Genomic DNA, 21,287 nt, shown 5'->3' with positions numbered 1-21,287 from the left:
TGATGCTCTCCCTGATCACCTAACGGCTTATCCACAACATTGTCCACATAAAATCTGGATGATTGCTAGGAGCCTGTCCGAGAATAGACTACCCTACTGCGGTGGCAGCAAATTAGTCTAAAAAGTCGGAAATTTTTAGCAAATAGAACCACTATTCACTAAAAATTTCCGACTTTTTATCCTCAATTTTCTGCCATCCTCGCTACGGGCGCTATTCTCGGACAGGCTCCTAGGCAGCAATACTCCCACAATTTATCATCAGGCATCTTGTGCAATGACAGCATCTTGTATAGGCAAACTATCCACACCGGCAAGAAGGGCGAAAACTTCGGACTCTGATAGATCGTGCCAAGCACCCTTCGACTCCGCTCAGCGTGAACGAAGATTGTGCACGTCAAACTCATTGAAACCATGTACCGGGAGCCTGAAGGGAGTAGCAAGACAAATCAGGAAGTATGATCACCTATTTCATTTGCTCCGTACACTATCGTTTAACAGCAATAAGTCATGGATATGCTGTTTCTCTTTAATGAAGCACACCATACTGTTTAGTGCTGGTTCTGCTGACGGCTAACTGATTGCTCAACGCCCCACACACCAACATTCAGGAGAGGAAACGTGGCTGAGAATACTGCGAGTCAAATAGACCACAGTGTCACCCCGGACGATCATCCCCAAAAAATAACACGAACTATAGTTCTAAATGACGGCAGCCCTGAGAACAAACGACAGGAGTTATTAAATTATTTCCACCAGACGTTTGACCAATATGAGCTGCTGTTTGCAACCCTGGCCTGCCAGGAAGCCTGGTACAAAAAGGCAATACCCCTTCGTCACCCGTTGATTTTCTATTACGGGCACACTGCCGCTTTTTTTGTGAACAAACTGATCACCGCAAAACTGATCTCGGAACGAGTTGACCCTTATATTGAGTCCACCGTTGCCATTGGTGTGGATGAAATGTCCTGGGATGACCTGGACGACAACAATTACCAATGGCCAACCGTGCAACAGGTCCGCGACTACCGCAGTAAAGTCAGGGCACTGGTTTCCGGTTTCATCCGGAACATGCCACTGGAGATACCCATCAACTGGGAGAGTCAGGCCTGGATCATTCTGATGGGCATTGAACATGAACGCATTCACCTGGAAACCTCATCAGTACTGATTCGTCAGCTGCCAATCGCCTGCGTCAAGCCACACAGTTACTGGCAACACTGTGCAAACACAGGGCCTGCACCGGAAAACCGCCTGATTGAGATGCCCGGAGGATCACTTCGCCTGGGTAAAGATTACGATGCTTCGCTCTACGGCTGGGACAATGAATATGGCCGCTGCGAGGTTGAGGTGGCCCCCTTCAAAGCCAGCGAATACCTGGTGAGCAATCAGGAGTTTAAAGCCTTTATTGATGCCGGTGGTTATGACAATGAACGCTGGTGGACGGATGAAGGCTGGGCCTGGAACACGTTCAGCAACACGGATGGTAAAGTGCGCCACCCCGAATTCTGGATCCCCGATGGGGACAGTTATCGCTACCGCACCATGCTGGCAGAGATCGATATGCCCTGGAACTGGCCGGTAGACGTCAACTGTCATGAAGCCCAGGCCTTTTGTCGCTGGAAGTCAGAAGTGACCGGCAAACAGATTCAGCTGCCCAGTGAAGCCGAATGGTACCACCTAAGGGAGACCATCAGTACTGACCAGCCCTGGTGGGATAAAGCCCCCGGAAATATCAATCTCGAATACTGGTCTTCATCTTGCCCGGTTGACCACTTCAGAACCGGAGAACTATATGACATTATCGGGAATGTCTGGCAATGGACCACCACCCCCATTGACGGTTATGAAGGCTTCCGTGTCCACCCCTGCTACGATGATTTCTCAACCCCGACCTTTGATGGACGACACAACCTGATTAAAGGAGGTTGCTGGATATCAACCGGCAACTACGCTATTAAAGAATCCCGCTACGCCTTTCGCCGCCACTTCTTCCAGCATGCCGGTTTCCGTTACGTAGAGTCCAGTGCCATGACCAATACCTCCAGCAACCCTTATGAGAGCGATGCCCTGGTTGCCCAATATCTGTCGTTCCATTTTGGGGAGTCTTACTTTGATGTACCCAACTACCCCAAAGCCTGTGCCCGCCTCTGCCATGAAGTCAGTGGCGAGACACCCCGAACACGGGCACTGGACCTGGGCTGTTCAGTGGGACGCACCAGCTTTGAACTGGCCCGCTGGTTTCAACATGTGGACGGCATCGACTTCTCTGCCCGATTCATTTCTGCGGCGGCCGAGTTGCAGGAGCGGGGGAAAATACGCTACCACCTGACCACAGAAGGCGAACTGGGTGATTACTTTATTGCCGATACCACGGAGATGGGGCTGGATGATATCGATACCAGCCGTATCCGCTTTACCCAGGGGGATGCCTGCAACCTGAAACCCATGTTTAACGACTATGATCTTGTTTTTGCTGGTAACCTGATTGATCGCCTGAATAACCCCGCGCAATTTATGGACATGATTCATGAGCGCATACGCCCCGGCGGCATCCTCGTGATCACTTCGCCCTATACCTGGCTGGAAGAGTATACGCCCCGGCAGAACTGGCTTGGAGGCATCCGTGAAAATGGTGAAGCCCTGGACACCTATACCGGACTGCAAAGAGCGTTGAGCAAACATTTTGAAGAGGTACGCCCCCCCGTCGATCTCCCGTTTGTGATCAGGGAAACAGCCCGGAAATATCAGCATTCGGTTGCCCAGTGCACAGTGTGGCGGCATAAAACACTGTAATCCGGCCCCGCGCTTCACTTGAAGGCCGGTTGTGTAATACCAATTCCACCTTCTAAATATGAACTGCGCAGCCATTTTGAACAGCTGGTCTTCGTTGGAATTCCTCGCAATAGCCCTGCTATTACTCGTCATTCCGCCTTGCCCAGCTGTCCAAAATGACTTGCTCGATCTCATATTTAGAAGGCGGAATTGGTATAAGTTTGCTCACTACCGCTACTACAAACTTGCTCAAACCGCCTTCAACGTCAGGCCATGCAGGTAACATTCCCCTTTGAAGCGCGCTATCATAATCTTGCCATCCGGACAATCCGTGTAAGCCTTGACCACCGCATCCGGTGTCACCGGCTCGCCATACAACGGCAGGCCCCTCAGGCAACATCCCTCTATGAAGCCCGCTCTCCTCACCTTGCCTTTCGGAGTATTCGGGAAAGCCTCAACCACTTCTTCCGGGGTGACCGGCTGGCCATAAAGCGACTCCTCTCTCAGGCAGCATTTTGCTTTGTAGTGCACCAGCTCCAGCTGGCCTTCCGGAGTATCCGGGAAAGCCTCAACCACCATTTCCCGGGTGACCGGCTGGCCATACAGCGACAGCTCCATCTTGTGACAGTCCACTTTGAAGAGGGCCAGCGCCAGATGGCCTTCCGGAGTGTCCGGAAAAGCCTCAACCACTGCTTCCGGGGTGACCGGCTGACCATTCAACAGCGTGCCTCTCAGGCAACATTTTGCCTTGAAGTGCAGTACCCCCATCTTGCTTTGTGGACAATCCGGGAAAGCCTCGATCACGGCATCCGGTGTGAGCCACTGGTCATTCCACCGCTGGCAGCCCAGGTAACATTTCGCTTTGTTGTTCGCCCTTTCCACAAGCAGCAATGTCATGGATGTATCGCGGTCAAAAATTTCTTTAATCAGGGAATCTGACCGGAGGCACGACACATGGCGTGTATGCGTCGCACTGAAATTGACGAAATCAGAAAAACTCAACTGCCGGGCAATGAGTTCCAGTGCTTTGTCAGGAAGTGCTGGCAAATAACAGGTATCCGGTTGGTTACGTACTTCCTGCACATGCACCTTCCTGAAACCGAAAAAAGCAAATGGAATATCTGAATCATCTATTTGAGGATTAAGAATAAATGATTTTAGCTGGAGCGAAACATCAGCGGCTTGATGCATAAGTCAACCTTTGTCTTTTATTCCAGGTTGTTTTGAGCCCTGGCCCAGAAAAAAGTTCCACTGCCGAAAATTTCTGGTTACGCAAGATGATTGCCATGCAATCAGGAACGGGTCTTGTCTCATGTTTCCGGCTTGCCCTGATACACCGTAAACGGAACCTAACCGCTATTTCGAAGTCCAATGACGGTATTTATTGTCTTGGCGTGAAGGGTTTATTTTGCCAGCCACAGCATCAACCAGATCCCACCCAAAACCTGCTGGCCGGTATAACCGACCTGTTGGCTCAAGCCGGTTTACTGACCAACCCGGAAGGGCCTTTAACGGTAAAAAAGTTGCAAACCATCCATCTTACAGTAGAGGCACAGCTCCCCCCCCGGATCATGGCAAATGTACTGAAGACGCCTTCTGGGAAAAAAAACCATTACAAGGACGCCAAATCACCCCGGCTGATGTGCTCACAGCCTATGGAAGAGACACCACATCGCTTAGAGGTGGTTTCTTCCTGCTAAAACTCTGCTTAGAGAACATTCTTTATGATGATAAAAAAGTCACCCCGGACCAGGTCATTCGGGAATTCAACCGCAAGCCAGGTCGAAATCATAAGTACAAAATAGCGATAGCACGCTTCAAATCGGAATGTTGCCTGAACGGCCTGCTGTTGAATGGTCAGCGGGTAACACCGGAAACGGTGGTTCAGAATTTTCGGGCAATCGGGGCAGCATTGGAGCTGGCACGCTTCAGGCAACATTGTTGTCTGCAGGACCTGGCATTGTTCGGCCAGAAGGTCACGCCGGATTCGGTGGTCAAGGCTTTTCCGGACAGTCCGGAAGGCAGGCTCGGGATAGCGCGCTTCAAAGCAGAATGTTGCCTGAGGGGCCTGACGTTGTGCGGCCAGCAGGTCACACCGGATGCGGTGGCCAGGGATTATCAGGCAATCAGGGCAAGACTGGAGCTGGCGCGCTTCAAGGGGGAATGTTGCCTGAGGGACCTTCCGTTAAATGGCCAGCAGGTCACACCAGCTGAGGTGGTTAAGGATTTTCAGGCGATCAGGGCAATACTGGAACTAGCGCACTTTAAGCAACACTGCTGCCTCAAAGGTCTGCCATTGAATGGCCAGCAGATCACACCGGATGCAGTGGTTAAGGATTTTCTGGCAGCCGGTACACCACTGGAGCTGGCCCGCTTCAAAGCGGAATGTTGCCTGCAAAAACTGCCGCTAAATGGCCAGCTGGTGACACCGGATGAGGTGGTTATGGATTATCAGGCGGCGAGGACACCACTGGAGCTGGCGCGCTTCAAAGCGGAATGTTGCCTGAAAGGCCTTCCGTTAAACCACCAGCAGGTCGCACCAGATACAGTGGTCAGGGAATATCTGTCGGTCGGGGCAACACTGGAGCTGGCCCGCTTCAAAGCAGACTGTTGTCTGAAAAGCCTGGCGTTGAATGGCCAGCAGGTCTCACCGGATGCGGTAGTCAAGGGTTTCCCGGATAGTCCGGAAGGCAAGCTGGGGATAGTGCGCTTCAAAGAGGAATGTTGCCTGGAGGGGCTGCCATTGAATGGCCAGCAGGTGACACCGGATACAGTAGCCAGGGATTATCGTGCAACCAGAGCAATATTGGAGCCCGCACGCTTCAAAGCGGAATGTTGCCTCAGGGGCCTTTCGTTAAATGGCCAGCCGATCACGCCGGATGAGGTAGTCAATGATTATCAGGCAGTTAAAGCAATACTGGAGCTCGCGCTCTTCAAAAAACAATGTTGTCTGAGGGGCCTGTTGCTCAATGGCCTGCCGGTCACGCCGGATGAAGTGGCCGGGGCTTACCCTGATAGCCCGAAAGGCAAACTGGGAATAGCTCGCTTCAAAGCGGAATGTTGCCTGAAAAACCTTTCGTTGAATGGCCAGCCGGTCACGCCGGAAACGGTAGTCAAGGATTATCAGGCAGCCAGAGCAACCCTGGAGCTTGCGCGCTTTCAGGAACAATGTTGTCTGGCAGGCCTGCAGTTGAATGGTCGACAGGTCACTCCGGACCTGGTGCTTAAGGGTTTCCCGGATACTCAGGAAGGCAAATTGGCAAGAGCACGCTTCAAAACCACATGCTGCCTGAAGAACCTGTTGTTGAATGGCCGACAGGTCACGCCGGATGAGGCGGCCAGGGATTTCCCCGATAGTCCGAAAAGCACGCTGGGGCTGGCATTCTTCAAAGCGGAATGTTGCCTGAGGGGCCTGATGCTCAATGGCCTGCCAGTCACACCGGAGGCGGTAGTTCAGGGTTATCAGACAGCCAGAGCAACAATGGCGCTGGCGCGCTTTAAAGAGCAATGTTGCCTGAAGGGGCTGACGCTAAATGGTCGGCTGGTCTCCCCGGAGGCAGTGGTTAAGGCTTTCCCGGATAGCCCGGAAGGCAAACTTGAGATAGCACGCTTTAGCGCAGAATGTTGCCTGAAGGGTCTGGCGTTAAGTGGTCGGCGGGTTACACCGGAGGCGGTGGTCAAGAAGTTCCCGGATAGCCCGGAAGGCAAACTGGGGTTAACGCACTTTAAAGCAGAATGCTGCCTGAGAGGCGTGCCGTTGAATGGCAGGCAGGTCACACCGGATGAGGTGGTTCAGGGTTTCCCGAATAGCCCGGAAGGTAAACTGGGCATAGCGCGCTTCAAAGCAGATTGCTGTCTCAGGAGCCTGCCGTTAAATGGCGAGCAGCTCATCCCGGATCTGGTCGTTACGGCTTTCCCGGATAATCCGGAAGGCAAACTGGGGTTAGTGCGCTTCAAAGCGGAATGCTGCCTGAAAGGCCTTCCATTAGCTGGCCAGCCGGTTACACCGGATGCGGTGGTCAAGGACTTTCAACGCGGTGGCTGGTTGTTCGAAAGCGCTATTTTTTATGCTCTGCTGGCATTGAATGAAAGAGCATTGAATGGCAGCTATCTGGATAACCAGAAAGTATTATCAGCGTTTAATAAAGCCCTCGGGAATTATTCGTTAAAGCAAGCCGAATACCTGATACAAAGGTTGGTTCAATCTCAACGGTACAATGCCATCAAAGAGGCTCAGGAGATCATTCACCAGGCCTGGCAAATCTTAAACAGCGTACCGGTCAAAGAAGAGCAACGTCGCCTGCAATGTATTCTGCAATTCATAGCTATGCAGCTTGAACTACCAATTGACCATCAAAAAGTGTCGGCAGCACAGGTATGGCAATCCATCCAAACCCTCAGGTGCTCATTTCAGAAATCTCAAATCCATTTTTTCTTCCTGGCACACTGCTGTATCACCGGCCAGCCTGTTAATGAACGACAGATCCATAAAGATCAGGTACTGGAATACCTTAAGAATTTTCCTGAAGGCAGCAATCTGCGTAAGGCTTTAGGCTCATGGTTTGAACAATGCCGCTCCGAAGACAGTGTACTGGATTGTTTACTGTTTAAACGAGAAAATGCCTTTATCAGTGATTCTCCTGATGGATGCGCAGTCTTTGCAAGTCAATATATAAGCTTCAGCTCACCCTGACACACCATGAGTGGAACCTGATAATCATTTTCAGGTCAAATCGCAGTATTTATTGGCCAATGTCTTGAGGATGCTTTTTGGGGCAACAAGCCATTGCAGGGACGAAAAGTTACCCCTGCTGCGGTGCTTGCAGCATATAGCAATGGTACATCATCTCTGAGAAGTGGCTTCTTCCTGCAAAAACTCAGCCGGAACTAATTAATGTCTGACTGGTCATACTCACAGCATTGTTCTGCATGCAAACAATCAAATAGAAATTCTCGCACCAATTAATGCCATATATTTGAGGAGAACCAACAATGATTTCATCTTCTGCGCAACTCATACCAACTCCATTAACAGGGGCGAAATCACCTGTCAGTACCACAGAAAATACCCAGACTGAGAAAGCCGCCGTAAACCCGGAACTTCAAACACTCCAGGATGTTTTTTCAGACCGATTAAAAAAGGCAGAGAGCCTGTTAAGCGATAACCTTTACGTGATAGATGCAATCTTTGATCTTTTCAGGGGTATTGCCCCTTCTCATAACGCTGACGACAGTGACCGCTGCATAGAGCAGGATAATCGTAATTTCGCGGCTCTTGCTCTGGCCCAGTGTAATCTTGCCAGTATTGAGGGTATTTCAAAACTTCAGCAAGTTTGTAACATTCAAAATAATATTTTCAAAAAAGTCCTTCTGCTTGAGGATCCATCAGGTGCAACAAGTGAAGAACCCACACTAGAAGCACTGGAAAGAGATCTGGGAGCCATTTCAAGGGAAGATAATCAGATCAAGTCCGAGTCAGGTTCTTATTGCATGGGCATTGAACGGCAGGGCTTTGCAGAACAGCAAATCGAAGCGTGGTTTCAGGAAGATAAGCAGCAACGCGTTAAAGATGCACTGATGCTGTTAAAGAATCAGATAACATCAGGTGGCGATATAGGCCGTATCGAGGCACAAATTATGAAACTGAAGCTTGAAACAGCTGGAGACCTGGCCACTTTTTCTGCTCATTTCAAATACCCTAATCCTGAGATTTTCAGCCAGGCAAGAGAAGAACTTCTGAATAAATCCAGTGATTTAGAACAGCATTTCACCAATAAGGAAAACCTGACCCGCGCTTTACAGGGCAACGTTCCAGAAGACCAAATGGAGCAATTAATTCAGGCGTTATCCCACCCTGTATCTGAGATGACCACAAAAGCAATGGTGCTGGCTTCAATCATCACGCACCACACGGAGAAACACCTGAAGTCTTACTTGAAAGCTGCCCAGATTTTGTCACTGAAAACACAGGCGCAGGCAGACAATCCAGCACTCTCAGACAGCACTGCCCTTGCAATGGGTCTGGAGCGCAGTGATGCAATGGTTAGAGAGCATTATCAAGGCGGCGCAAAATCCGCCGCCAGCAGTGCTGCTGACGCGCTGATTAATAGCCTGGCACCATTGCCTGAAGATCTGACGGCAATGGCTTAAGCCTATCCGATTCCGTGGTGCCCTTTGATATTTTCAAGGGGCACTTAAACCAGTTCCACCTTTTTCTTTCTGATCCAGTAAGAAAAAACAGCATCCGTCTCTTGATGCTGAAGAAGCTGGTGCTCCAGAAAATTACAGAATTTGGGGATATCACGTTTCGTGGAAGGGTCAGTCGCCAATACCCGAACCACCTCACCGGAAGCCATATCCCTGATTTTATTATGCAGCAGCATCACCGGCTCCGGACAGAACAGGCCACAGGTATCCAGCTCATGCTGTACTTCAATAGTGCCAGCGTTCTCTTCAAGCAACATGTCTGACATCAAACGTTAAACCAGTCTTTCAAACCAGCTCCTCATAAAAGGTCATGTCGGGCTGCAAACCAGACATCGTTGTTACTAAAATGGCGATACACCCAGATCAGTCCCAGGCCCCGGGCGGCCATAAAAACCGTGTAAGCAAGCCACAGGCCCTGATTTCCCATATCACGAAACAGGAACCAGACCGGGAGAAACACCAGAACCGTGGCGATCAGCATCGTGCTCTGCATCATATCGGTTCTGACCGCGCCGATAAAGACGCCATCCAACCAGAAACACCAAACAGCAATCAGCGGCATGGCTACCAGCCAGGGCAGGTAAACAGACGCTTGTTCTGCAACCTCCGGGATATTGGTCAACCAACCCAGCAAAGCCTTCCCCCCAAGGCCAAGCAACAGACAGAACAGCCCGCCACAGATCAGGGAACACCAGCCGGTTACCCGCACTACCTGATGAAACTGTCGGCGATCACCTTTGCCAATGGACTCACCGGTCAGGGCTTCAGCTGCGTGCGCGAATCCATCCAGGCCATTGGAAATCAGCACCATCAGATTCATCAGCAGCGCATTGGCAGCAAGCACTTCATCCCCCAGGCGAGCGCCCCGGGCGGTAAAAAATGCCTGTACTGATAACAGACACAATGTACGGACAAACAAGTGGCGATTCAGCATGATCAGCCGACGAAACGCAGCCATATCAAACACCATGTCAGCACTGAACTGGCCATCATCACCGGCCAGAATTCGCCTCACCAGCAACAACCCAAGAGCCAGCGCCAGATAGTCAGCAATCACCGTTGCCAACGCGGCACCCCGGGTTGCCCAGCCCAGACCAAGGACCAGCAACAGGTCCAGCACAATATTGACGGCATTCCCCACAACCAGGATAAGCAATGGCCCCTTCGGCATTTGCATTCCTATCAGCCAACCAATCAACGCATAGTTAACCAATACGGCTGGTGCCGACAATATCCGGACCTGAAAGTAGATTTCAGCCTGCCTCGCCACCACATCACTGGCGGCAAATAAAGGCAACGCCAATTGTAAAATCAACGGGGAGCAGAGAATCAGCAGCAAGCCTGTGAGAGCGGCAAAAACCACCGACTGTAACAGCCACTTTCTCAGGGCGTAACGGTCATTGCGGCCCTTTGCCTGGGCAACCAGCCCGGTGGTCCCCATTCTCAGAAAACCAAAAGCCCAGAAAATCATGCTGAACAGGGTTGCCGCAACGGCAACACCTCCCAGATATTCCGGTGCAGAGAGATGACCAAGGACAGCCGCATCCACCAGCCCCAGCAGCGGTACCGAAATATTGGAAATAATGGCAGGCCAGGCAAAATGCCACACCCGCTGATAAGTTGCCGAAGCCGATAGCAAGGGGTCAACTCCTTCTGCGCCTTAATCACAAGGGAGTATTTTATAGAGCGTCTTTATGAACAGAAATAAGTAATCATTCACGTTCATCACTTACACCATTTTCTCCTATAGCAGTAAGAATAAGAACTTTTTCATTCTAAAGCTGTCTAACTGTTAAGTAATTTGCAACTGCAAGAATCAATTCATGAACCTGAAAAGTCTTTTTTCACATTGTCTGCCGTGTTGGCCAAAGCGTTTGCCAGATATCCCTTCTCAAACCAGTCCACCGGCCTCAGCAGAACATAACCACCGACAGGAAACAGTGTCTCCCTGCCGACAACAGGCAGCAACCGGAAACACCCGGGAAGGAAGGAGTGTCAGGCAAATGGTTCCATTGCCCAAGTGCAGCCCCACAGGCATGCGTCTGGAAGGCATGAAAAGAAATAAGTATACCTGCGTCTCTATCTGCACCACCTGGGATCCGAACAAAAGCAGTCACAATATTCGCATCAACGATGGGGTGCCATCAAAATTACATCGTGAACCTGTTTTCCAGAGTACCGACCTTGCCATGTCAGATACCGGCTTTTCAAAAGGCATACATATTCTGGATGTTGAATGGCCGACAAAGATGCGAGGATCTTATGCAGTGATTGGGGTTGCACTGGCAGGAACCCCTAAAAATGAAATCTTTTATACCAATCTTCTTGGTAGCACAGAGTCCTCCTGGGGCTGGGACATAAAAAACAATAAACTGATTCATAACGGCCAAACCATGGGCAATTACCCCAAAGACAAAGCGGATGGGGTATTTACTGCACCCAGCAAAATAAGCTGCATAATAGATATGAATACAGGAACAATCGGCTTCAAAACCAACGAGAAATATTTGGGAGACGCGTTTTCTGGGCTAAAACATAAAACCGTTTTCCTGGCTGTCTCCTCTGTTTGGGGGGACGCAGAAATCTCAGTCGCCTATAACAAAGGCTGTAACCCCACTCCTCTCTTGCTGCAAGACCTGTCAAAACTGGCATTAAGAAACCGGCTGGAATTTGCAGAGCAGATCGACCACCTTCCTACCTCTCCGGGACTGAAAAGACTCATTGCTGACAAATCAATAACTGACCTTGATAGCATTGATGAAAATACTCACCCGCAGAGTGAATAATCTTCACTGGTTGCTTTCATCACCAAAATGATTCACCCCTGACGTCTATACAACATTGATCCCTGACAGTAACAAATGCTCCGTGGTGGTAAGTAGTTAACCAAATGAAATCATATATTTCTGACTAAGTTGTCAGTCACTCCCGGCAACTGCTCCTGCGTTGCTCTATCTCCTGCATCCATGCAGTCGTGCGGCGTTGCAACTCCGGTCACATAGCTACGGCTATGCTCCCTACGTTGCGCCTTGCATAGCAACTGCCCACTTAGCCAGAAATATACGATTCCATTTGGCCAACTACTTAATATAATGATCAGACCACCACAACCAGACACCGATTTTATTCGATACATAGACTTTCAAGGTTCAAGACCATGCCAACGCCTCAGTCCGGCATCACTCCGGATGCCAATACCAACGCTCAATTTCTGATACTGACGATCAAAGAAAACGACAGCGATAGTCTATTGAAAATCCGCCAGACGCTCTCCGGCATTCCAGAGCTTACTGAAACTCTGGCGAGGCAATACCCCGATGCCAGGCTCAGCTCAACCATCAGTATTGGCAGTGCTGCCTGGGACCGGCTTTATTCCGGCAGCAAACCCGGGGCTCTGCGCCCTTTTATGGCCATCAAAGACGCTGATCGGGAAGCGCCTGCAACTCCCGGCGACTTGCTGCTGCACATTCGCTCAGACCGAAAGGATATTAATTTTCTGCTGATGAGCCAGGTGCTTCGTCTGCTGGGCAATAACGTGCAGGTTCAGGAAGACATCAGCGGTTTCCGGTATCTGGACAGCCGTGATCTGACCGGATTTGTCGATGGCACAGAAAACCCTGAAGGTGAGCACCGTGCAGATGTCGCGCTTGTGGGGGAAGAGGATAGCCCGTTTGCAGGGGGCAGCTATATCCACACCCAGCGCTATGTTCACCATTTAAAAGAGTGGGAACAGTGTCCGCTGAAAGATCAGGAAACCATTATGGGGCGCACCAAGGAGGATAATATTGAGTTCAGTGCTGAACAGAAGGCTCCCATAGCCCATATCAAACGGGTCAACCTGAAAGACGAACACGGCAACAGTATGGAGATTCTCCGCCATAGTATGCCTTATGGTGACGCCAGGGAGTCAGGCCTGTTCTTTATTGCCTATGGCAAGACACCAAAACATTTTAATCTGATGCTGAAAGCGATGATTAAAGCCGATGCCCATGGTCACTATGATCATTTGATGAATTTTTCAACGCCAGTCACTGGCTGTGCTTTCTTTGCGCCCTCTCGTGAATTTTTGGCATTGAATAATTGAGCGAAAATCAGTAACCACTGTCAGCACCTCTTCTGAGGTGCTTTCTGATGAATTTTTTCATACCCGTTACGCTTTCTAAATATGATAACGAACAAACCATTCCAGGCATCTGGGCAAGGCGGAATGAGGAGTAATAATCGAATGTTAAGCAGTTAACCCAATGAAATCCATTTAGAGTCAATCCATTGGTTAATCTTTAACGGATGGGAGTCGAACCCACTGGATTTCAACGAATGATTTCAGTTTATAAAACTTCCCACATTCTCAGGCTCGCCTGTCGCAATCAGGATTTAACCAAATTTATTGGACGGTAATTAAGCCTGAAATCCTGTGGAGCACGGGATACAGTGACAATATAACAGGTTTTATGAGTACTAATGTTCTACATAATTGCAGGTATCACATTGTTACCATAACTGACTTACTGGTTAGTGATTTATGCGAAAGAAAATCGTTAACTACTCAGGTTAAATAACCAGTCACGAATCGTTAGTCGCTTACAAGCATATTCATTTGGAGTTAAAAAAAATGATTTCACTCTCTTCTGACGTTAATTTCCAGCGATCAATGGCTGTTCCTGCAACGAAAGAGGCCTCTACTTCAACTGCAACGGTGGATGTTAAATTCGGGGATAAATTCTGGACTGTACATAAGGTTGTCGGTGAGGAAACGTTTAAAAATGCCAACGAGGCTATAAAGAAAGATTCTGCTTATTTTATTGAAAATTCCTCTTCTTCATCTATGAAATCCAAATATTGCTCACAAGTGGTAAGAGGAATTAATAATTCACAATACGCTCTTCCTTTAGTTCGGATTGATGGTAAAACCAAAACAACAGTGAAATTTGATCATCAATGTCAGATTATTGATCAGAAAAGCTTTGAACATCAATTACAGACCAGTCATCCGGCATTGTTTAAACTGGCAAGAGAAGGTGTAGAGACTTTGGCCAGGCAATTCTCATTGCATAATCAGCCAATGGACATATCCCGGGTGTCGATATTACGGAATTACATTTCCAGAAAAGGTATATCTGGAGGTAGATGGCATCGTGACGGGGGGGATTATAGCCTCGTGATGTTGATGAATGATGATTCGGTTATTAAAAAGAATGCTCCGTATTACACAGGAGGAGGATTGCAAACAGCAAAAATTAAAACGGGTTCTATTTTTTCATTCTTTGCTGATGAGGGGACTGATGAAGAGCACGAATACCCACTTAACGGTGGTGGTTTTGCTTTCACAAACAATCAGGGTCATCTTGTTCATCGAGGTGCTGATTGTAAGTATGTTCCGGTTGAAACTGGAGAGCATCTGGCTACACCTCTGGAGAAAAGGTTACTGCTTGTCGTTATGTCTCATCCAAAGCCAAAGTGAGGAATGCCACTCTCTCCAGACAGCTTAATGAAACTAATTCGGTAGTCAATGGTCTACGATAGTGTCCGGATTGCTGCAACGCAGGCAGATGGACACAAAGACCAACCGGTTTATACCCAAAACATTGCCAGTTTTGACAATAAACCATAACAACAAAACTCCTACGAAACAGGTGGTTACATGCACGTTGAATCTGCAAAAGTCCCATTACCCTTATCAACTCAATCAACCGAACAACCGGCCCCAGCAGCACAATCAGTCCCTCAGTTTACGGCTGACAGCTTCGACAATCAGCCGGGAGCCGAAATGCTGGCAACCCGATTGAACGCATTCAACGAGAATATATCGGTCATCCTGAATGCTAAAAAGTCTGAAACTGAAAAGACAGGTACTGAAAAGCCAGATACTGGAGGGCTTGACGCTAGCGATATTGCACTAATGTGCCAAAATTTCACCAGTGCTTTTAATCTGGATAATATCCTGGTTCAAGAGTCCACCCAGCTCAAAGCCATTCAAATCCTCCTGACCCTCACCAACTGCCATGATATTGATTCCCTCAAAGCGTTTGCTAACAGCAAACTGCATGAGAATCCTGACAATCAGGATGACTGCCAGAAGTTAAAGGATAGCGCCGACATGGACAACGATAATCCGATTACCCTGCCTCCGGGCTATGGCATGACATCGCAAAATTTCAGTTTTTTTCGGGATCAGTTAATGAATAGTTTTATTGACTCCCAATTCTCGGAAGCAAACTTTGAAACGAAAGAAATGGATCAACTGAAAGATGCACTAAGGATGGCCAAAATGCAGATCGCTGGCAATACCGGAATCGGTAACTTCAAAGAGTCAATAACTTTTGACCAATTCGACCGGGAACAAGTCAGCAAGCTAACTGGAAGCCTGATCTACCCACGGCAGAAGCTGTGTGCAGATAATTTGGCAAAAGAGATCATGGCGTTACAACAACAGCTGTTCGACTCCGACTCAGAGCTGATCGACATGCTGGGCAATAATGAAGACATCACTAAACTGCTGCAGGGTAATCAACCGTATCACCTGAAACAATTACTGGCCAGACAGGGTGCAGACAACCGCGCTACCCTGACCAATGATGCAGCCTTGCTGGTTTCATTTGTCGCAAGAAATTCAATATTTGCAGACAAATTTGCCAAACTTGGTATCAATCCGGAGAATCTTACACATTTAGCCAAAGCACACAGCATACTGAACCATGGCCAGGCTGACGAGCAGAAAGAACTCAGCAACGAGATTGCCGCTAAGGGCCTGAAAGGTAGTGATGATTTCACCAGAACGTTCTTCAAAAGCGAGACTGCCAATAAGTACAAGGCTGAGCCACCGTTTGCCAGAATTGCCTTATGGCTGGCGGAGTCCAATCAATCCGGTTGAACCAGGCGTTTACGGATCAGATAGACAAACTGACGTTTGGGTCAATCTGATCCATTAGCTTGGGAGGCTATCCGGAAAATTGCAGAACCCGGGGATATCTCACTGGGTGGAAGGTTCCGTTGCCAGCCCCCTGCCCCGTGACATATCCCTGACTGGCTGTCCGTCATCATCACCGGTGCCGGGCAATCCAGCCAGGTACCCGGCTCTTAAAAAAGCTGACAGAACACACCAGTAAAGACCGAAAAAGCATTAGCAGCCACTCTTATATTTCTGTATGATTGCCGCGGGATCGGCGGAGTATATGCTCCCGATAACCAGATGAGGACATAAGAAAGTCAGAACTGTCGGTACAGCAAAGCCTGTTTAGAAGGTTGGCAAGGGGAAAGCAGGGGTGCTTTTGATTTTCCAATGGAGTTGTGCACTCAAGTGCTCTGGCAACGGGGCCAGGGTAGTTAACTAAACAAGCACTATCATAAGGAAAAAACGCTAAAAAACAGCACACACATTCCGCTTTTTCCTGGAAAAAGTCTGCAACTCCCGGGGCGTAACCCCCTACCTTTGAACAGAAGCAACTGGCTCATTTTTTGACCGGATATTGATCCGTATCAATACAATCCCATTTCGGTTTACCCACAATAACCATCAAATCTTATAAGCATAACCCGAAGGTAACATGGAGCATGAGCACTGCAACGTTACAGCCGACCTATAACTACAAAGTAGTTCGGCAGTTTGCCATCATGGCCGTGGTCTGGGGAGTTGTTGGTATGGCGGTAGGCCTGCTGATTGCCTCTCAGATGGTCTTTCCCGAACTCAACCTGGGCTTACCCTGGACCAGCTTTGGACGCTTGCGGCCACTGCACACCAATGCGGTGATTTTTGCGTTTGGCGGCTGTGTCCTGTTTGCAACGTCCTATTACATCGTCCAGCGAACCTGTCAGGCGACACTGGCCATGCCGCGGCTGGCCGCTTTCACCTTTTGGGGATGGCAACTGGTGATTGTTGCGGCAGCCATTACTCTGCCCCTGGGTATTACCTCTTCCAAAGAGTACGCCGAACTGGAATGGCCCATTGATATTCTGATCGCCGTTGTCTGGGTCAGTTACGCGCTGGTCTTCTTTGGCACCATCATAAAGCGCAAGAGTAAGCACATCTATGTGGCTAACTGGTTCTTTGGTGCCTTCATTATTACGGTTGCCGTGCTCCATATCGTTAACAGTGCTTCGTTACCTGTTAGCCTGACCAAGTCCTACTCTGCCTATGCGGGTGCCATGGATGCCGTGATCCAGTGGTGGTATGGCCACAATGCGGTAGGCTTTTTCCTGACCGCTGGTTTCCTGGGCATGATGTATTACTTCGTGCCCAAACAGGCGGAGCGTCCGGTTTACTCTTATCGTCTGTCCATCGTGCATTTCTGGGCGCTGGTTGCCATCTACATCTGGGCCGGCCCGCACCATCTGCACTACACCGCACTGCCGGACTGGGCCCAGAGCCTGGGCATGGTTATGTCACTGGTGCTGCTGGCACCGTCCTGGGGTGGCATGATCAATGGGGTCATGACCCTCTCCGGTGCCTGGCATAAGCTGCGGACCGATCCGATCCTGCGTTTTCTGGTGGTTTCCCTCTCTTTCTATGGCATGTCCACCTTCGAAGGCCCGATGATGGCCATCAAGACCGTTAACGCCCTGTCCCACTACACCGACTGGACCATTGGTCATGTGCATTCAGGTGCCCTGGGCTGGGTAGCCATGGTGTCATTCGGTTCGCTCTATCACCTGATTCCAAGGCTGTACGGCAAGGAACAGATGTACAGCGTTGGCCTGATCAATATGCACTTCTGGCTGGCCACCATCGGCACCGTTCTTTACATCGTTGCCATGTGGGTAAACGGTATCACCCAGGGCCTGATGTGGCGTGCAGTGAACGAAGACGGCACGTTAACCTACAGCTTTATTGAGTCCGTAGAAGCCAGCGGCGTCGGCTACATTGTCCGTGCTATTGGTGGTGCCTTCTTTGTTCTTGGCATGCTGACAATGGCTTATAACGTCTACCGCACTGCCAGAGAGTCGGAGGAGCCCTCTTCCGATAAAGAGTCCCTCGAACTCAACCCGACCACTGCGCCGGTTGAAGGGAGATAATAATAATGGCGAGCAAACACGATATTGTTGAAAAGAACCTGGGCCTGATGGCGATACTGGTGGTCGTTGCCATCAGTTTTGGCTCCCTGGTGGAAATCGTCCCGCTGTTTTTCCAGAAAGAGACCACTCAGCCCGTGGAGGGCCTGAAGCCTTACACCGCCATGCAGCTGGAAGGCCGTGATATCTATATCCGTGAGGGCTGCGCAGGCTGCCACTCCCAGATGATTCGTCCGCTGCGTGCCGAGGTGGAGCGTTATGGCCACTACTCGGTGGCTGGCGAATCCGTTTATGACTACCCATTCCTCTGGGGTTCCAAGCGTACCGGTCCGGACCTTGCCCGGGTTGGCGGCCGTTACTCCGATGACTGGCACCGTGCCCACCTGATTAACCCACGTGATCTGGTGCCTCAGTCCATTATGCCCGCCTACCCATTCCTGGCAGAGAACACGCTGGATGGCAAGCTGACCGCAAGAAAGATGGAAACGTTGCGGACACTGGGTGTTCCCTACACCGATGAAGATATTGCCGGTGCCCGGGATGCCGTCAAAGGACAAACCGAGCTGGACGCCCTGGTGGCTTATCTCCAGGGACTGGGCACAGTTATTTCGGGTAAGCGCTGATGGATATCAATACGATTCGAGGACTGGCGACACTGGTCGCCCTGGTCGCATTTCTATCGGTGGTCTTCTGGGCCTACGGCAGCCGACGTAAAGGCGACTTTGATGAAGCCGCCGCCCTGCCATTTGCTGATGACCAGCAGGAGGGTGCTGAGAATACCGATGCCACAGGCAGCCACCGGGAAACCCATAAGAACTCCCAGAAAAGAGGAGCTGTATAACGATGAGTAATTTCTGGCACTGGTGGATTGTTCTGCTGACCACCGCCTGCCTTGTACTGGTCACCTGGGTTCTGTTTGCAACTCGCAAGGGCCAGCGCAGGGATATGACCGATGAGACCACCGGTCACGCCTATGATGGCATTGAGGAGTATGATAACCCACTGCCGCAGTGGTGGTTTATCATGTTCATCGCCACCCTGGTATTCACTGTCGGCTATCTGATTCTCTACCCGGGTATGGGTAAGTGGACAGGCGTCCTTGGCTGGACTCAGGTGAATGAGCTGGAACAGGATCAACTCAAGCATGACCGCAAATATGCCCCTGAATTTGCCCGTTACGCCGCCACTCCGGTTGAACAGCTGATTAACAACCCCAGGGCTCTGAAAATGGGTGAGCGGGTCTATATCAACAACTGTGCCCTCTGTCACGGTATGGATGCCGGTGGCAACTTCGGTTTCCCGAATCTCACTGACAACGACTGGCTCTACGGTGGCACTCCGGACGCCATCAAGGCCACCATTGCCCACGGTCGTCAGGGACAAATGCCCGCCTGGGGTGCCGTGATCGGTGATACCGGCGTGAAGCAGGTTGCCAGCTATACCCGTGAACTGTCTGGTATTGACAGCGGTGCCAGCGAAGCGGACCTGGCCGCTGGCGAAAAGATCTTCAGTACGACGTGTGCCGTCTGTCATAACGCCGATGGTACCGGTAACCATGCCCTGGGCGCTCCGAACCTGACCAACAATATCTGGCTGTACGGATCAAGTCAGGCGCAAGTGGAATACACCATCCGCAAGGGACGAAACGGCGTTATGCCACCCTGGAACGATATTCTTGGTGAAGAGAAGGTTCATCTGGTGACGGCTTACGTTTACAGCCTGACCCACAAGGCTGAATGATTTGCTCAGGCGCAGGGACAAAAAACTATGAACCACAAAGGAACAAAGACACAAAGGGCGCTTTTTTTGCTAAGCCCAGCTCAGGCAAGCCTGAAAAAACCTTGTGCCTTTGTGCCTTTGTGGTTCCAATAAAACCTTAACGGTATATTTGGGCTCTATGAACACAGACAATGCCAACCAGGAACCGGAACTGATCGACTTGTATCAGAAGCCTGAAAAGATTTACACCAGAAGCTTTTCGGGCCACTTCCGAACGCTTCGTCTGGCTGGCGGTACATTTCTCTTCTTGCTTTTTTTTGGCACCTGCTGGATCAATCTGAATGGCCGTCAGGCCGTGCTCTTTGACCTGCCTGCCCGGCAGTTTCATATTTTTGGCACCACCTACTGGCCCCAGGACTTTATCCTGCTGTCCTGGCTACTGATTATCTGCGCCTTTGGCCTGTTTGCACTGACGGTGTTTGCCGGACGAATCTGGTGCGGCTACACCTGCCCCCAGAGCGTCTTCACCTGGGTATTTATGTGGGCAGAACGCATCACGGAAGGTGAGCGCAACCGCAGGATGAAGATGGACAAAGAGCCCATGTCCGGCGGGAAATTTCTGCGCAAGAGTGCCAAACACTTACTCTGGGTGAGTATCGCTTTTGCTACGGCGCTCACCTTTGTCGGTTACTTCATTCCCATCCGGCAACTGGTGTTGGACATCGCCGCCTTCGATGTTGCCCCCTGGGGTATTTTCTGGCTCGGCTTCTTCACCCTGGCAACCTATGGCAATGCGGGTTACCTGCGGGAGCAGGTTTGTATTCACATGTGCCCGTACGCCCGTTTCCAGAGCGTCATGTTCGATAACGATACCCTGGTGGTAGCTTACGACAAGCATCGCGGTGAGCAGCGTGGCCCACGCAAGAAAAGCGCTGATCACAAAACCATGGGGCTGGGGGACTGTGTGGACTGCAGTGTCTGCGTACAAGTCTGCCCTACGGGTATCGACATCCGTGATGGGCTGCAATATCAGTGTATAGGCTGTGCCGCCTGTATCGATGCCTGCGACACCATCATGGACAAAATGGGCTACGACAAAGGCCTGATTCGCTACACCACCGATAACGAACTTGCCGGCCAGAAGACCCATTGGCTTCGTCCCCGCCTGATCGGGTATAGTTCAGCACTGTTCATTATGATCTGCCTGTTTATGTTCAGCCTTGGCCATCGAATTCCGCTGGAGCTGGAAGTACTCAGGGATAGAAATGTCCTTTTCCGGGTCATAAATGATGACCAGGTAGAAAATATCTACACACTGAAAGTCGCTAACAAAGACCAGCAACCTCATCTCATCAAAATACAGGTGGCTGGTATCGAGAATCTGAAAATAGCGGGCAGAACCGCCATTGTGGCAGAGCCGGGCAGTGTGCAGCAGGAAATCATCAGGGTTATCGCGCCGTTAATTGATGGAGCCCCCAGCACCCGGCCGATTCGCTTCAGCATCAGTTCCAGCCAGCCCGGACTGGAAGCAATTACCGCTGAAAGCCGATTTATGGTGCCCGGACCAGAGAGGAAGCCCTGAA

Annotated in this window: 16 protein-coding genes; 12 read left to right on the top strand and 4 right to left on the bottom strand. The window is 50.2% G+C overall.

Annotation, left to right across the window (positions count from 1 at the left end):
* Positions 1-618: 618 nt before the first annotated feature.
* The gene (ovoA, locus tag ACO6VE_RS10375) at positions 619-2,793 is read left to right on the top strand and encodes a 5-histidylcysteine sulfoxide synthase (RefSeq protein ID WP_422461177.1); all 2,175 of its coding nucleotides are present in this window, start codon (positions 619-621) and stop codon (positions 2,791-2,793) included.
* Positions 2,794-3,021: 228 nt separating this feature from the next.
* On the opposite strand, the gene ACO6VE_RS10370 is transcribed toward ovoA, so the two are convergent.
* A complete protein-coding gene (locus ACO6VE_RS10370) occupies positions 3,022-3,963 on the bottom strand; it encodes a hypothetical protein (RefSeq protein ID WP_422461175.1) in 942 nt (313 codons plus the stop codon).
* A 217-nt stretch (positions 3,964-4,180) separates the two neighbouring features.
* On the opposite strand from ACO6VE_RS10370, the gene ACO6VE_RS10365 reads away from it, so the two are divergent.
* Entirely contained in the window at positions 4,181-7,465 is a 3,285-nt protein-coding gene (locus ACO6VE_RS10365) for a hypothetical protein (protein WP_422461173.1), read from the top strand.
* Between the two features lie 299 nt (positions 7,466-7,764).
* The gene (locus tag ACO6VE_RS10360; protein ID WP_422450885.1) at positions 7,765-8,922 is read left to right on the top strand and encodes a hypothetical protein; all 1,158 of its coding nucleotides are present in this window, start codon (positions 7,765-7,767) and stop codon (positions 8,920-8,922) included.
* Positions 8,923-8,966: 44 nt separating this feature from the next.
* Here ACO6VE_RS10360 and tusA read toward each other — a convergent pair whose 3' ends face one another.
* The 3 genes from tusA to ACO6VE_RS10345 form a co-directional block, all read right to left on the bottom strand.
* Positions 8,967-9,245, bottom strand: a complete 279-nt coding sequence (gene tusA, locus ACO6VE_RS10355) for a sulfurtransferase TusA (RefSeq protein WP_422450883.1) — start codon at positions 9,243-9,245, stop codon at positions 8,967-8,969.
* 32 nt (positions 9,246-9,277) lie between these two features.
* Positions 9,278-10,618 carry an MATE family efflux transporter gene (locus ACO6VE_RS10350; RefSeq protein ID WP_422461171.1) on the bottom strand — a complete coding sequence of 447 codons (1,341 nt, stop codon included), beginning with the start codon at positions 10,616-10,618 and terminating at the stop codon, positions 9,278-9,280.
* Positions 10,619-10,800: 182 nt separating this feature from the next.
* Positions 10,801-10,947, bottom strand: a complete 147-nt coding sequence (locus ACO6VE_RS10345; protein ID WP_422461169.1) for a hypothetical protein — start codon at positions 10,945-10,947, stop codon at positions 10,801-10,803.
* Between the two features lie 68 nt (positions 10,948-11,015).
* On the opposite strand from ACO6VE_RS10345, the gene ACO6VE_RS10340 reads away from it, so the two are divergent.
* The 9 genes from ACO6VE_RS10340 to ccoG all read left to right on the top strand — a co-directional run bounded on the left by ACO6VE_RS10340 (position 11,016) and on the right by ccoG (position 21,286).
* Positions 11,016-11,765 (top strand): SPRY domain-containing protein, encoded by a 750-nt coding sequence (locus ACO6VE_RS10340; protein WP_422461167.1) that lies wholly within the window; start codon positions 11,016-11,018, stop codon positions 11,763-11,765.
* Between the two features lie 371 nt (positions 11,766-12,136).
* Positions 12,137-13,063 carry a Dyp-type peroxidase gene (locus ACO6VE_RS10335; protein ID WP_422450878.1) on the top strand — a complete coding sequence of 309 codons (927 nt, stop codon included), beginning with the start codon at positions 12,137-12,139 and terminating at the stop codon, positions 13,061-13,063.
* A 528-nt stretch (positions 13,064-13,591) separates the two neighbouring features.
* Complete coding sequence (locus ACO6VE_RS10330; protein ID WP_422461165.1) at positions 13,592-14,440, top strand: hypothetical protein; 849 nt, start codon at positions 13,592-13,594, stop codon at positions 14,438-14,440.
* Between the two features lie 180 nt (positions 14,441-14,620).
* Complete coding sequence (locus ACO6VE_RS10325) at positions 14,621-15,850, top strand: hypothetical protein (protein ID WP_422461163.1); 1,230 nt, start codon at positions 14,621-14,623, stop codon at positions 15,848-15,850.
* Between the two features lie 680 nt (positions 15,851-16,530).
* Entirely contained in the window at positions 16,531-17,988 is a 1,458-nt protein-coding gene (ccoN, locus tag ACO6VE_RS10320; protein WP_422450873.1) for a cytochrome-c oxidase, cbb3-type subunit I, read from the top strand.
* 5 nt (positions 17,989-17,993) lie between these two features.
* Positions 17,994-18,608: a cytochrome-c oxidase, cbb3-type subunit II gene (gene ccoO / locus ACO6VE_RS10315; protein ID WP_422461161.1), complete on the top strand. Its 615-nt coding sequence runs from the start codon at positions 17,994-17,996 to the stop codon at positions 18,606-18,608.
* Entirely contained in the window at positions 18,608-18,826 is a 219-nt protein-coding gene (locus ACO6VE_RS10310) for a cbb3-type cytochrome oxidase subunit 3 (protein WP_422450871.1), read from the top strand. Before ccoO ends, ACO6VE_RS10310 begins: the two co-directional genes overlap by 1 nt.
* 2 nt (positions 18,827-18,828) lie before the next feature.
* Entirely contained in the window at positions 18,829-19,725 is an 897-nt protein-coding gene (gene ccoP, locus ACO6VE_RS10305) for a cytochrome-c oxidase, cbb3-type subunit III (RefSeq protein ID WP_422450870.1), read from the top strand.
* Positions 19,726-19,882: 157 nt separating this feature from the next.
* Positions 19,883-21,286 (top strand): cytochrome c oxidase accessory protein CcoG, encoded by a 1,404-nt coding sequence (gene ccoG / locus ACO6VE_RS10300; protein WP_422461159.1) that lies wholly within the window; start codon positions 19,883-19,885, stop codon positions 21,284-21,286.
* Position 21,287 lies beyond the last annotated feature (1 nt).

The sequence above is a fragment of the Endozoicomonas sp. ALB115 genome, from assembly GCF_049310245.1.
Taxonomy (GTDB): domain Bacteria; phylum Pseudomonadota; class Gammaproteobacteria; order Pseudomonadales; family Endozoicomonadaceae; genus Endozoicomonas.
This window is presented reverse-complemented; position numbering and strand designations above follow the sequence as displayed.